We start from the raw sequence: 13273 nt of genomic DNA on the forward strand, positions 1-13273 counted from the left end.
CGGGCGGCGGGCCTTCGGGCTGTCGCTTGCCCAGTGTCGTTCAGTCCTTCGTGAGAGCGGTCGTACTGCTACCAAGAGTACGTGTCTCGCGGCCCGTAGGTTCCCGCCGGGCCACAGCCTCTCTCCGCTCGGGCTCCCCGAAGAGCATCCGCCGGAAGTCGGCGCGCGCCTGCCGCGCGGCCTGGCGGGCGGAGGCGAGCGCCAGCCGGGTGGCCCGCCCCACACTGCGTGCCGCCTCGGCGACGGGCCGCAGCACGGCATCCCGTACGACATGCCCGACCGGAGTGAGCACGGTCCGGTACGCCCAGCGCACCGGCTCCACGAAGATCCACCGGAAGAGGGTGCCGAGAGCCCGCCCGACGGCGAGCGAGATCCGCCCGGCGACCCGCCAGGCATGCCCGATCGCCTGCCCCACCTCACGCCCGACGACGGCGAGAACCCGCCCGACGGGCACCAGCACCCATCGCCACAGGGCCAGTGCGGGCAGTACGAACAGCACCCGGCCCACCCAGTACAGCGCGATCCCGACGCCGGTGGCGATGGTGCCCCCGAGCCATGCGATCGCCCGGCCGACCGGTGCGAGCACGCGCGCGTACAGCCACACCGCGGGGACGACGACGAGATACCGCACCAGCCACGCGACACCGGCGTACGCACCGGTCCCCAGCAGGGCGAGCACCGCCCCGATCCCCCTGAGCACCCACATCACGCCATGCCCGACAGGCGTCAGCACGCGCCCGTACAGCCACACCAGGCCCTGCCCGAGCGGGGTCAGCACATACCGGTGGATCCACCCCAGCGGCACCACGACGAGCACGTTCCCGAGCCACCCCAGAGCCCTGCCGACGGGCAGGAGGACGTACCGCCAAAGCCCCACCAAGGGCCACACGAGCACGGCCCGCGCGACCCACAGCAGCGCCCGGCCGACCGGCCGGAACACCGTGTCCCTCAGAAACCGCCCGGCGACGACGAGCGCATCCCACACCATCCGCACCGGCACGACCAGCACGAGCACGACGATCCGCACAGGAAGTCGGATCGCGACGACGAGGCACCCTTCGGGGGACTGCCGTGCGGGCTGCTGTCCGGAGTGTCCGGCGGGCGGTTTCTGCAGATCCATACCCACACAGACGCCGGGGCCGCCCGTCCGGATCCCCCTCCGGTGCACCGATGAGTTCCGGAGCCCGGCGGGGTCTACCTCCGCAACAGCGAAAGTCACGCGCGAGCTCTGTGAGGGGACCATGACCACCCACGCACTACCCCCCGTCGTCGACGCCGCAACGTGGGAGCGCGAGCTCGCCACCCTGCGGGCCCGGGAGAAGGCCGCGACGCGAGAACTCGACGCCATCGCCGCCGAGCGTCGCCGTCTGCCGATGGTCGAGATGCCCGACTACACCCTCGAAGGCGAGGACGGCCCCGTCCGGCTGGCGGACGTCTTCGAAGGCCGGCGGCAACTGATCGTCTACAACCACATGTGGTTCGCCGGCCAGGAATGGCAGTGCCCGGGCTGCACCGGGTTCACCTCGCAGTACACCCGCCTGGAGTTCCTGGACAACTACGACGCACGATTCGTCGTCGTCACCCAGGGGCCGATCGAGGAGGCCCTCGCCTACAAGCGGCGCGTCGGCAACCGCATGACCTGGTACTCGACCGCCAACAGCTCCTTCGGGACCGACGTCGGCGCACCGCCCGACGGCGGGTTCGCGGTCAACGTCTTCCTGCGCGACGGCGACGCCGTCTACCGCACCTGGCACACCAACGGCCGCGGCACCGAGCAGCTCAGCCACAGCTTCGCGCTGATCGATCTGCTGCCGTACGGCCGCCAGGAGGAATGGCAGGACTCACCCGAGGGCTGGCCCCAGTCCCCCACCTACAGCCGGTGGGCGTCGTCCAAGGAGATCGCCGCCCTCTACGGCCCGGCCTCCGACGACAGCTGAACCCTGGTGTCGGCCCACGCCCGGATCGCCTCCGCGTGCTCACGGATCAGGGACATACGGGCCTCCCATTCCGCTCCGCTGCGATGGTCGGGGTGGGCGGTGATCTGGCCGCCGTGCTTGCGGTAGGCAAGCCCGGTCTCGCCGATGAACCATCCGTCCGCCAGGGCGTCCAGGCCGAGCAGCAGCCCGGTGTCGCCCGAGGCGGGCAGGGCCATCCAGCCGCCCAGCAGCGCCAGCAGGGAGCGCCTCACGCAGAGGGTGGCGGGGTGGACCTGCGGCCGATGCTGCTCGGCCCAGAAGCCGAACTCGCTGCCCCTGGGAAGCCGGCCCGGTCGCGGGTCGCTCGATGCGAACGAGACGGTGCTGCCGTCCTCGAGGAGATCGACGACCCGCGAGGTGGTCCAGCCGACCGAGGCATCCCCCTCCAGCACGGCGAGGTCCCGGGCGAGCGTGCCGGGGGTGAGCTGGTCGTCGGCGTCCAGTGTCTTCACATAGGCACCGGTCGAGCGCGCGAACGCCATGGTCCGCGCCACATGGGGCCCACCGGCACGGGACGCCGAAACCCGGATCCGTGGATCGTCGGCCGGCAGATACGACCGCGCACGCACGTCACCGCCGTCCTCCTGGACGCACCACTCCCATGACCATCCGTCAGGAAGCTCCTGGTGGAGCAGTGAGGCGTAGGCGTCGGGAAGGAAACGGACGGCGCCGCTGTGTACGGGGGTGACGAGGGAGACGACGTTCACGAAGTCTCACCCTACGGACCGGACCGTCACCCTCCAATCGGGGTCAGGAGCTGCGACGGCTCTGCGCCTCTGCCTGGGCGATGGCCTCCGCTTCGGCGTCGGCCAGCGCGAGCGCGACGCCGAACGCCTGGGTGATGTGGCCCGCGGCCGACATGACGCGCGCCGTTCCCACCACGGGGGCGATGGCGACGAGAAGGTCCTGGAGCTGTTCGACCGTGAATTCGGCCTTGACCGCGGGGTCGATGTGCGCGAGGTAGGAGATCGCCGGTGCGTCCATGGCCACGAGTGCGGCGATGCGGGTGAGGATGATCGACCGCGGGTCCATGTGACAGCGCTCGACGGAGTCGAGGGTCATCGCGGCAATCGTGTCGAGTACGGGCGTGTCGGATTCAGTGGCCATGACGAACCGCCTTCCGGTGCCGAGGAGAGCCGAACCGCCACCCGGCAAGCGCGGGCTCCCCCTGCAGATCCGGCGGGCCGACTCAATCGTAGGCACCCCGAGTCGGGGGCGCGCGCCGAGCCGGCCCGGGCCGGTTACTTGTTGACCACCGTCAGCGGCAGCAGCTTCTTGCCCGTCGGGCCGATCTGGATGTGCGTGTCCATCTGCGGGCACACCCCGCAGTCGAAGCACGGCGTCCACCGGCAGTCCTCGACCTCCGTCTCGTCGAGGGCGTCCTGCCAGTCCTCCCAGAGCCAGTCCTTGTCGAGGCCCGAGTCGAGGTGGTCCCAGGGCAGGACCTCCTCGTACGTCTTCTCGCGCGTCGTGTACCAGTCGACGTCCACGCCGAAGGCGGGCAGCACCTTGGCGGCGCAGCTCATCCAGCGGTCGTAGGAGAAGTGCTCGCGCCAGCCGTCGAAGCGGCCGCCGTCCTCGTAGACGGCGCGGATGACGGGGCCGATGCGGCGGTCGCCGCGGGAGAGGAGACCCTCGACGATGCCGGGCTTGCCGTCGTGGTAGCGGAAGCCGATCGAGCGGCCGTACTTCTTGTCGCCGCGGATCTTGTCCCGGAGCTTTTCGAGGCGGGCGTCCGTCTCCTCCGCCGAGAGCTGCGGGGCCCACTGGAAGGGGGTGTGCGGCTTCGGGACGAAGCCGCCGATCGAGACCGTGCAGCGGATGTCGTTCTGGCCGGAGACCTTGCGGCCCTCGGCGATCACCTTCATCGCCATGTCGGCGATCTGGAGGACATCTTCGTCGGTCTCCGTCGGCAGGCCGCACATGAAGTACAGCTTCACCTGGCGCCAGCCGTTGCCGTAGGCCGTGGAGACCGTGCGGATCAGGTCCTCTTCCGAGACCATCTTGTTGATGACCTTGCGCATGCGCTCCGAGCCGCCCTCGGGGGCGAAGGTGAGGCCGGAGCGGCGGCCGTTGCGCGTGAGTTCGTTCGCCAGGTCGACGTTGAAGGCGTCGACACGGGTCGAGGGGAGCGAGAGGCCGATCTTGTCTTCCTCGTAGCGATCGGCCAGGCCCTTCGCGATGTCGCCGATCTCCGAGTGGTCCGCGGAGGACAGGGAGAGCAGGCCGACCTCCTCGAAGCCCGTCGCCTTCAGGCCCTTCTCCACCATGTCGCCGATGCCCGTGATGGAGCGCTCGCGGACCGGGCGCGTGATCATTCCGGCCTGGCAGAAGCGGCAGCCGCGCGTGCAGCCGCGGAAGATCTCCACCGACATGCGCTCATGGACGGTCTCAGCGAGGGGGACCAAGGGCTGCTTGGGGTACGGCCACTCGTCGAGGTCCATGACGGTGTGCTTGGAGACCCGCCACGGGACGCCCGACTTGTTCGGTACGACACGGGCGATACGGCCGTCGGGGAGGTACTCCACGTCGTAGAAGGCGGGGATGTAGACCGAGCCCGTCTTCGCGAGACGGAACAGGACCTCCTCGCGGCCGCCGGGGCGGCCCTCCGCCTTCCAGTCACGGATGATCTTCGTCATGTCCAGCACGGCCTGCTCGCCGTCGCCGATGATCGCCGCGTCGATGAAGTCCGCGATCGGCTCCGGGTTGAAGGCCGCGTGGCCGCCGGCCAGGACGATCGGGTCGTCCAGCGTCCGGTCCTTGGACTCCAGGGGGATCCCGGCGAGGTCCAGCGCCGCCAGCATGTTGGTGTAGCCCAGCTCGGTGGAGAAGCTCAGCCCGAACACGTCGAAGGCCTTCACCGGCCGGTGGCTGTCCACCGTGAACTGCGGGACGGCGTGCTCCCGCATCAGCGCCTCCAGGTCCGGCCACACGCTGTACGTGCGCTCGGCGAGGACGCCCTCCTGCTCGTTCAGGACCTCGTAGAGGATCATGACGCCCTGGTTGGGCAGGCCGACCTCGTAGGCGTCCGGGTACATGAGCGCCCAGCGGACGTCACAGGACTCCCACGGCTTGACCGTGGAGTTGAGCTCTCCGCCGACGTACTGGATCGGCTTCTGCACATGCGGGAGCAGAGCTTCGAGCTGCGGGAACACAGACTCGGCGGCCGCAGCGACTTCGGCAGACATCTCGCGAACCTTCGTGGGATGGGCTGATGGGACGACCTGAACTGACAGGGGTGACCATCTAGCCTAACGCGGTCCTGCACCCGCCCCGACCGCTCAGACCTGCATCCCGTCCTTGACCTCGTGCCACACGCCTGGCAGCTGTACCTCCACGGCCGTGGCGCGCGCCTCCTCACGGCCGTAGAGGACTCCGTACGTGAACGAGCTCTCCCCCGCCGCGTGGGCGACGGCGGACAGCTCGCGCAGGGTCTGGCGGGTCATGACACTGTCCTGGTGGTCGCCGAGCAGGGTCTGGAGGGACTTCATCGACTTGGTCAGCGCGGTCGCCGGGCCGCCGAGGGCCGGTGCGGCGGCCTCCGCCGAGTATCGCGTCCGCTTGGCCTTCTTGCGGGCCTCGTGCAGGGCGACATCGCGCTCGTGGCCCGGTTCCAGGGCGATGGCCTGCTCGACCAGGTCGGACAGCTTCCCGAAGTCCTTCCGTACGGCCTTGGCGATCACCTTCTCCGGCTTCCCGGCGGCCGCCTCCAGCAGCGGCGGGTCCGCGACCAGCGTGTCCAGGCTGTCGAGCAGCTTCAGATACCGCTGGGAGTCCAGGACGCCGGTCAGGCGGCGGCGCGATCCGCCGCGGCGGGCGTTCATCCAGGTGCGCAGCCGGGTGCGGATCGGGCCGGAGAGCAGCGGCCTGGGCAGTTCGTCCAGGGCCGCCGTCAGTCGCTCGGTCAGCACCTCCCGGTCCCGGTCCACGCCGAGCTCGCCGGCCAGCCACTTCAGTTCCTCGCCGATGGGGTCGGTGACGGCCCGGTCGAGGACCTTGCCGTACGAGCGGAAGGCGCTGCGCATCCGGCGGGTGGCGACGCGCATGCGGTGCACGGAGTCGTACGCGTCCTGCCGTACCGCCGGGTCGAGTTCGATGATCGCGTCGCGCTGCTCCCGGACGTAGGCGAGGACGTGGTCGCCGGCCGTCACCGGCTGCTTGGCCTGCTGCTTCTTCCCGCGTTTCTTCTTCGGGGCGGTCTCGGCCAGGGCCCGGGCAAGCTTGGAGGCCGATGCGGAGGGTCGTACGCCCGCCTTGCGCAGCCGCTTGTCGACCTTGTCGAGGAAAGCGGGGTCGCCGCCGTCGGCGAGTTCCACCTCCAGCTCGGTCCACTGGGCCGAGCCGCCGTCGCCGGTGAGCCGTTCGGCGCGTACGGCGTCCACGCTGACCTCGGCGAGCAGTCGGCCCCCGGCGTCGACCAGGTCGCGGACGTCACGGTCGGAACGCAGCCGGACCACGGGCAGCAGCTCGGCGTCCCGGACCCGGGAGCGGACCAGGCCGGCGAGGCTGCGCGGGACGGAGTCGGAGAGCGGGGCCCGGATCTCGTCTCGGACGCCGGGGGCGACCGGGAACTTCAGATGCCAGCCCGCGTCGGAGCCGCCGGTGCGGCGGCGCAGGGTGATCGCGGACGCGGCGAGGCGTTCGTCGGAGGTGTCGTAGTAGGTGGCGTCCAGGTGCGCGACGCCCTTGTCGACCACCGCGTCGATCCCGGCGACGCCGGTCAGGTCGGGCAGGCCGCTCTCGTCGGACTCGTACTTCCGCTCGATCTCCCGCTTGGTGTCCGCCATGAACCGAATCTAGTTGCTGCGGAACTGCCGCGACAGAGGGGCGCCACCGCCGAAGGCCTACGCGGACATGGGCCGCTGCACCCTGATGGACTGCAGCAGCCCCACCGCCATCCACACCGCGAACATCGACGAGCCGCCGTACGACACGAACGGCAGCGGCAGGCCCGTGACCGGCATGATCCCGAGGGTCATGCCGATGTTCTCGAACGTCTGGAAGGCGAACCAGGCGACGATCCCCGCGGCGACGGTCGTGCCGTACAGCTCGGTCGAGTCGCGGGCGATGCGGCAGGCGCGCCACAGGACCACGCCGAGGAGGAAGATGATCAGCCCCGCGCCGACGAAGCCCAGCTCCTCGCCCGCGACCGTGAAGACGAAGTCGGTCTGCTGCTCGGGCACGAACTGGCCGGTGGTCTGCGAGCCGTGGAAGAGGCCCGCTCCGGTCAGACCGCCCGAACCGATCGCGATACGCGCCTGGTTGGTGTTGTAGCCGACGCCCGACGGGTCGAGGCTGGGGTTGGCGAAGGCCGCGAAGCGGTTGATCTGGTACTCGTCCAGGATGTGCAGCTGCCAGATGGCGATACAGCCGACGACACCGGCCGTGATCAGACCGAAGACCCAGCGGTTGGAGGCGCCGGAGGCGAGCAGCACGCCCAGGATGATGGTCACCAGCACCAGGACCGTGCCGAGGTCGGGCATGAGCAGCACGATCAGGATCGGTACGGTGGCCAGGCCCAGCGCCTGCAGGACCGTGCGGTGGTCGGGGTACGGTCTGTCGCCCGCGTCCACCCGGGCGGCGAGCAGCATCGCCATGCCCAGGATGATCGTGACCTTCACGAACTCGGCGGGCTGCAGGGAGAAGCCGCCGCCGAAGACGATCCAGTTGCGGCTGCCGTTGATGGTGGCGCCGAGCGGGGTGAGCACCAGCAGGATCAGGAACACCGAGGCGCCGTACAGGATCGGGACGGCGGTGCGCAGGGTGCGGTGGCCGAGCCAGATCGTGCCGGCCATCAGGGCGAACCCGATGCCGGTGTTCATGATGTGCCGGATGAGGAAGTAGTACTGGTCGCCCTGGTTGATCTCGGTGCGGTTGCGGGTCGCCGAGAAGACGAGCACCGAGCCGATCGCCGAGAGCGCGAGGGCCGCAAGGAGCATCGGCCAGTCCAGCCGGCGGGCCACGGAGTCACGGGCGAAGATCCGGGTCCAGCCCGCGCGGCGGGGGCCGTATCCGGGGACGGAGAAGCTGCCTGCGCCGGTCATGTGAGCATCCTCCGGCTTCCCCGCCTGCGCGGCCGCCTGCGGGTGGTCCGGTTGGTCGACGTGGGCGAGGGCGAGGTCGCGGCGGCCTGGCTCGCGCCCGGGGAGGGGCTGGCGTTGTCGTTGGCGTGGAGTTCCTTGGCCGGGTCCTTGGGGACCTTCGGCGAGGCGATCGTGCCGTCCGTCTTGACCTTGGGCAGGCCCTTCTGCGGGCTGGGCAGCAGTGCCTTCTTGTTGTCGATCGAGCCGTCGGGCTGGACGCCGTAGAGGGCGCTGTAGATGCTGCGGACGGCCTCACCGGAGGCGCCGGAACCCGTACCGGCCTGGGCGATCGTCATGACGACCGAGTAGTCCTTGGAGTACGTGGCGAGCCATGAGGTGGTCTGCTTGCCGTAGACCTCCGCGGTACCGGTCTTGGCGTGCAGTGTGATCTTGTCCTGCGGCCAGCCCTTGAACTTCCAGGCGGCGGTACCGGCGGTGATGACGCCCGCGAGAGCCTTGTCGATGCCCTTGTGCGTGGCCTCGCTGATGGGGAGCTTGCGCAGGACCCGGGGCTTGATCTCCTTGACCGTCCTGCCGTCGGCGCTGATGATCGCCTTGCCGATGGTCGGGACGTGCTCGGTGCCGCCGTTGGCGATGGCCCCGTAGATCATGGCCTCCTGGATCGGGGTGAGGAGGGTGTCCCCCTGGCCGATGGAGTAGTTGATCGAGTCGCCCTCGCGCATCTTGTAGCCCTCCAGGCAGCCCTCGTACTCGATCCTCTCGACGTAGGTCCCGCCCTTCTTGCCGCTCTTGCACCAGGCGTCCTTGTTGGCCTTCCAGTAGTCCCGCTTCCACTGGCGGTCGGGGACGCGGCCGGTGACCTCGTTCGGGAGGTCGATGCCCGTCTGCTTGCCGAGGCCGAACTGGTGGGCGGTCTTGTAGAAGTAGTCCTTGGGCTGGCCCTTCTTCGGGTTGATCCCGCCGTCCTTCTTCCACTCCCGGTCGGCGAGGCCGTAGAAGACGGTGTCGCAGGAGACCTCCAGGGCGCGGCCCAGCGAGATGGGGCCGAAGCTCTCGCCCTCGAAGTTCTTGAAGACCTGGCCGCCCACCGAGTACGAGCTGGTGCAGGGGTAGCCGCCGTCCCAGGCGTAGCCGGCCTGGACCGCGGCGGCCGTGGAGACCACCTTGAAGGTCGAACCCGGCGCGGACTGACCCTGTATGGCCCGGTTGAGCAGCGGGTAGTCGGAGTCCTTGCCGGTGAGCTGCTTGTAGTCCTTGGCGGAGATGCCGCCGATCCAGACGTTCGGGTCGTACGTCGGTGCGGACGCCATGGCGACGATACGGCCGGTCTTGGCCTCCATCACGACGACGGCACCCGAGTCGGCCTTGTACTTCTCGCCGGTGACCTTGTCGTACTGGGTGCGGGCGATCTTCATCGCGTTGTGCAGCTCGTACTCGGCGACCCGCTGGACGCGGGCGTCGATGCTGGTGACGAGGCTCGAACCGGCCTGGGCGGGATCGGACTTGGCCTTGCCGATGACCCGGCCGAGGTTGTCGACCTCGTAGCGGGTGACGCCGGCCTTGCCGCGCAGTTCCCTGTCGTACTGGCGCTCCAGGCCGGAGCGGCCGACCTGGTCGGAGCGGAGATACGGCGAGTCGGTGTCCTTGGCCTTCTGGATCTCCTCGTCGGTGACGGGCGAGAGATAGCCGAGGACCTGCGCGGTGTTGGACTTGCCGGGGCCGGGGTAGCGGCGCAGCGCCTCGGGCTCGGCGGTGATGCCGGGGAAGTCCTCGGAGCGCTCGCGGATCTGCATGGCCTGGCGGGGCGTGGCCTCGTCGGTGATGGGGATCGGCTGGAAGGGCGAGCCGTTCCAGCAGGGCTGGGGCGTCTTGGCGTCGCACAGCCGGACCCGCTGCATGACCTCCTTGGGCTTCATGCCCAGGACCCCGGCCAGCTTGGTGAGGACCGCCTTGCCGTCGTCCTTCATCTTCAGCAGGTCGGTACGGGAGGCGGAGACCACGAGGCGGGTCTCGTTGTCGGCGAGCGCCACGCCGCGGGCGTCCAGGATCGAACCGCGTACGGCGGGGTCGACGACCTGCTGGACGTGGTTGCCGGACGCCTCCTTGGCGTACTCGCTGCCCTCGCGGATCTGCAGGTACCACAGCCGGCCGCCGAGGGTGCCGAGCAGGGAGAGGACGAGGATCTGGATGACGACCAACCGGATCTGGACCCTTGGGGTCCGTCCGGTCTCGGGAATATTGGTCACTGCGGCTGCCTCCCCCTCTCAGTGTGTGTACGTGTCATATCCGACGGAGCTGTGAATGGAGCCCGCCGCCAACTCCCGCCTGCTCACAGCCGCTTGACCCCCTTGATGCGGCCCACGCGGGCGGTGCGGGTGCGGGCCCTGGCCTTCAGGCCGCCGAGGCCGCCGCGCTGGCCGCCGAGCTTGAGGCCCGTTCCGGCGGAGATCCAGCCGGAGGTGATGTCGGTGGCCTTCTTGGACGGGGAGCTCGCTTCGGCAAGGGGGTCGTTGTCCGCGCGCCGGGCCAGGGCCATGATCCCGGGGACCACGAAGGGGGCGAGCAGCAGGTCGTACAGGGCCGCCGAGAACAGCAGGCTGACGAGGCCGACATGGCGGGCGGCGGTGTCGCCGACGAGGGCGCCCACGCCGGCGTACAGCAGGGTCGAGCCGATGGCGGCGGCGACCACGACGAGCATGGGGCCGGTGGCCGACTTCAGCCGCCCGTTCTCCGGTCTGGCCAGCCCGGCGAGGTAGCCGATGACGCACAGCACCAGGGCGTAGCGGCCGGCGGCGTGGTCGGCGGGCGGGGCCAGGTCGGCGAGCAGGCCCGCGCCGAAGCCGACGAGGGCGCCGCCGACATGGCCGTAGACCAGGGCCAGGCCCAGCACGGTCAGCAGCAGCAAGTCGGGGACGGCGCCCGGCAGATGGAGCCGGGCGAGGACGCTCACCTGGACCACCAGGGCTACGACGACCAGGGCGGAGGAGAGCAGGATCCGGTTGACGCGCATGGGGATTCAGCTCCTACTGCTGCTGGGTCTGGCCGTCGAGGGACGCGCTCGGGGACGGGGTGACCGTGACGGTGACCGTCGGTGTGGGCGTCGGCTGGGGCTTGTCGGGGAGCACCGTGTCGCGCGGGTCCTTCTTCGGGGTCTCCACTACGACGCCGACGATGTCGAGCTTGGAGAAGCCGACGTACGGCGTGACGTAGAGGGTGCGGGTCAGGTTGCCGCCGGACGGGTCGACGCGGGAGACCACACCGACCGGGACGCCCGGCACGAAGGGCTTGTCGGCCTCGGAGCCGAAGGTGACCAGCCGGTCGCCCTTCTTCACGTCCGCCTTGGAGTTGAGCAGTTCCACCCGGAGCGGGCGGTCTCCCTGCCCGGTGGCGAAGCCGAGTTCGTCGCTGCCCTCCATGCGGGTGCCGACGGTGAAGTCCGGGTCGTTGGCGAGGAGGACGGTGGAGGCGTCGGGGCCGACGTTGGTGACCCGTCCGACCAGGCCGTCGCCGTTCAGCACGGTCATGTCCCGCTTGATGCCGTCGCTCGCACCGACGTCGATGGTGATCGTCCAGGAGAAGCCCTGGGCCGCGCCTATGGCGATGACCTGGGCGCCCTTGATGCCGTACTGGCCCTCGGCGGAGACCTTCAGCATCTTGTCGAGCTGCGCCAGGCGGCTGCGGTTGCGGTCGTCGCTGCCGAGCTTCGCCTTGAGGGCCGCGTTCTCCGTCTCCAGACGGGCGAGCCGGTCGTGCCGGGTGCCCGAGTCACGGACCGCGGAGACGGCGTTGCCGACCGGGTTGACCGCCGACGACACGCCGTCCTCGATCGGGCCGAACACGGTGGCCGCGACCTGGCGGGCACCGTCGACCGGTGAGTCCTCCCCGCCGCGGATGTCCACCGTGATCAGCGCGAACGCGATGGCGATCAGCAGCACCAGGAGCAGCCGGCTCTCTCGTGTGTCCCTCACGTGCGGCGGCCGTGCCTTCCTCATAGGAATGTGCAGAGGTTCAGGTGTTCAGTTCAGCTGGGCAGTTCCAGCGTGCAGAGGCTTATGGGCGAGCTTATGCCTCTATATCAACTGCCTCTATATCAACGATCCGCCGTACGAGAGGAGATCGTCCCGTACGGCGGAATCGAAGAGTTATGTCATCTGCGCGGCTGGGCGTCCAGCACCTGCTGGAGCGCCTCGAACTCCTCGACGCACTTGCCCGAGCCGAGCGCCACGCTGTCCAGCGGGTCCTCGGCGATGTGGATCGGCATCCCGGTCTCGCGGCGAAGCCTTTCGTCAAGGCCGCGCAGCAGCGCCCCGCCGCCCGTCAGCACGATCCCCCGGTCCATGATGTCGCCGGACAGCTCCGGAGGGCACTTGTCGAGGGTCGTCTTGACGGCGTCCACGATGGCGTTGACCGGCTCCTCGATCGCCTTGCGCACCTCGGCGGCGGAGATGACGACGGTCTTGGGCAGTCCGGAGACGAGGTCCCGGCCGCGGATCTCGGTGTGCTGGTCGTCGTCCAGGTCGTACGCCGAACCGATCGTGATCTTGATCTGCTCGGCCGTCCGCTCACCGAGGAGGAGGGAGTACTCCTTCTTGATGTGCTGGATGATCGCATTGTCCAGCTCGTCGCCCGCGACGCGGATGGACTGGGCGGTGACGATGCCGCCGAGCGAGATGACCGCGACCTCCGTGGTGCCGCCGCCGATGTCCACCACCATGTTGCCCGTGGCCTCGTGGACCGGCAGGCCGGAGCCGATGGCCGCCGCCATCGGCTCCTCGATGATGTGCACCTGACGAGCACCTGCCTGCGAGGACGCCTCGATCACGGCACGGCGCTCGACACCCGTGATACCGGAAGGCACGCACACGACCACGCGCGGCCGCGCGAGATACCGCCGCTTGTGGATCTTCAGGATGAAGTAGCGGAGCATCCGCTCGGTGATCTCGAAGTCGGCGATGACACCGTCCTTCAGCGGCCGTACGGCAACGATGTTGCCAGGGGTCCGACCGATCATCTTCTTCGCCTCGGCGCCGACCGCGAGGATGCCACCCGTGTTGGTGTTGATCGCGACGACGGACGGTTCGTTGAGTACGATCCCACGACCCCTGACGTACACCAGCGTGTTGGCGGTCCCGAGGTCGACAGCCATGTCACGGCCGATGAACGACATTGAGTTCCCCATCAGGATTCGTCTGGCCTTCCTGGGAGCTTTTGAGGGCTTTTCAGGTCGGCGAAGTGGGTGCTGTGACGTGAAGG

At 69.5% G+C, this 13273-nt stretch carries 11 protein-coding genes; 1 reads left to right on the forward strand and 10 read right to left on the reverse strand.

Translation table 11 applies throughout. From position 1 onward, the window contains the following. Nucleotides 1–40 precede the first annotated feature (40 nt). Nucleotides 41–1120: a hypothetical protein gene (locus ACWDAG_RS26185; RefSeq protein ID WP_450698000.1), complete on the reverse strand. Its 1080-nt coding sequence runs from the start codon at nucleotides 1118–1120 to the stop codon at nucleotides 41–43. A gap of 121 nt (nucleotides 1121–1241) precedes the next feature. Between ACWDAG_RS26185 and ACWDAG_RS26190 the strand changes: the two genes are divergently transcribed. Next, nucleotides 1242–1937, forward strand: coding sequence for a DUF899 domain-containing protein (locus tag ACWDAG_RS26190; RefSeq protein WP_450698001.1), 696 nt, complete (start codon nucleotides 1242–1244; stop codon nucleotides 1935–1937). On the opposite strand, the gene ACWDAG_RS26195 is transcribed toward ACWDAG_RS26190, so the two are convergent. From ACWDAG_RS26195 to ACWDAG_RS26235, 9 genes are all read right to left on the reverse strand, one after another. After that, the gene (locus ACWDAG_RS26195; RefSeq protein ID WP_450698002.1) at nucleotides 1910–2683 is read right to left on the reverse strand and encodes a glycosyltransferase family 2 protein; all 774 of its coding nucleotides are present in this window, start codon (nucleotides 2681–2683) and stop codon (nucleotides 1910–1912) included. The two genes, ACWDAG_RS26190 and ACWDAG_RS26195, sit on opposite strands and share 28 nt — an antisense overlap. Nucleotides 2684–2726: 43 nt before the next feature. Next, complete coding sequence (locus tag ACWDAG_RS26200; RefSeq protein ID WP_450698003.1) at nucleotides 2727–3083, reverse strand: carboxymuconolactone decarboxylase; 357 nt, start codon at nucleotides 3081–3083, stop codon at nucleotides 2727–2729. A 134-nt stretch (nucleotides 3084–3217) separates the two neighbouring features. Further along, entirely contained in the window at nucleotides 3218–5164 is a 1947-nt protein-coding gene (locus tag ACWDAG_RS26205) for a TIGR03960 family B12-binding radical SAM protein (protein ID WP_450698004.1), read from the reverse strand. 93 nt (nucleotides 5165–5257) lie between these two features. Next, nucleotides 5258–6763 carry a CYTH and CHAD domain-containing protein gene (locus ACWDAG_RS26210; RefSeq protein WP_450698005.1) on the reverse strand — a complete coding sequence of 502 codons (1506 nt, stop codon included), beginning with the start codon at nucleotides 6761–6763 and terminating at the stop codon, nucleotides 5258–5260. Nucleotides 6764–6820: 57 nt separating this feature from the next. Beyond that, entirely contained in the window at nucleotides 6821–8020 is a 1200-nt protein-coding gene (gene rodA, locus ACWDAG_RS26215; RefSeq protein WP_450698006.1) for a rod shape-determining protein RodA, read from the reverse strand. Further along, nucleotides 8017–10266: a penicillin-binding protein 2 gene (gene mrdA / locus ACWDAG_RS26220; RefSeq protein ID WP_450698007.1), complete on the reverse strand. Its 2250-nt coding sequence runs from the start codon at nucleotides 10264–10266 to the stop codon at nucleotides 8017–8019. Before mrdA ends, rodA begins: the two co-directional genes overlap by 4 nt. An 83-nt stretch (nucleotides 10267–10349) precedes the next feature. Then, nucleotides 10350–11030, reverse strand: coding sequence for a rod shape-determining protein MreD (gene mreD, locus ACWDAG_RS26225; protein WP_450698008.1), 681 nt, complete (start codon nucleotides 11028–11030; stop codon nucleotides 10350–10352). 13 nt (nucleotides 11031–11043) lie between these two features. Then, complete coding sequence (gene mreC / locus ACWDAG_RS26230; protein ID WP_450698009.1) at nucleotides 11044–11988, reverse strand: rod shape-determining protein MreC; 945 nt, start codon at nucleotides 11986–11988, stop codon at nucleotides 11044–11046. Between the two features lie 179 nt (nucleotides 11989–12167). After that, nucleotides 12168–13187: a rod shape-determining protein gene (locus ACWDAG_RS26235; protein WP_099928866.1), complete on the reverse strand. Its 1020-nt coding sequence runs from the start codon at nucleotides 13185–13187 to the stop codon at nucleotides 12168–12170. Nucleotides 13188–13273 lie beyond the last annotated feature (86 nt).

The sequence above is a fragment of the Streptomyces sp. NPDC001157 genome (assembly GCF_053598255.1).

Excerpts from the sequence above, each read along its gene's own strand:
- ACWDAG_RS26210 (WP_450698005.1), bottom strand. The coding sequence starts at position 6,763 with ATGGCGGACACCAAGCGGGAGATCGAGCGGAAGTACGAGTCCGACGAG.
- ACWDAG_RS26190 (WP_450698001.1), top strand. The coding sequence starts at position 1,242 with ATGACCACCCACGCACTACCCCCCGTCGTCGACGCCGCAACGTGGGAG.
- ACWDAG_RS26185 (WP_450698000.1), bottom strand. The coding sequence starts at position 1,120 with ATGGATCTGCAGAAACCGCCCGCCGGACACTCCGGACAGCAGCCCGCA.
- rodA (WP_450698006.1), bottom strand. The coding sequence starts at position 8,020 with ATGACCGGCGCAGGCAGCTTCTCCGTCCCCGGATACGGCCCCCGCCGC.
- ACWDAG_RS26205 (WP_450698004.1), bottom strand. The coding sequence starts at position 5,164 with ATGTCTGCCGAAGTCGCTGCGGCCGCCGAGTCTGTGTTCCCGCAGCTC.
- ACWDAG_RS26235 (WP_099928866.1), bottom strand. The coding sequence starts at position 13,187 with ATGTCGTTCATCGGCCGTGACATGGCTGTCGACCTCGGGACCGCCAAC.
- mreD (WP_450698008.1), bottom strand. The coding sequence starts at position 11,030 with ATGCGCGTCAACCGGATCCTGCTCTCCTCCGCCCTGGTCGTCGTAGCC.
- ACWDAG_RS26200 (WP_450698003.1), bottom strand. The coding sequence starts at position 3,083 with ATGGCCACTGAATCCGACACGCCCGTACTCGACACGATTGCCGCGATG.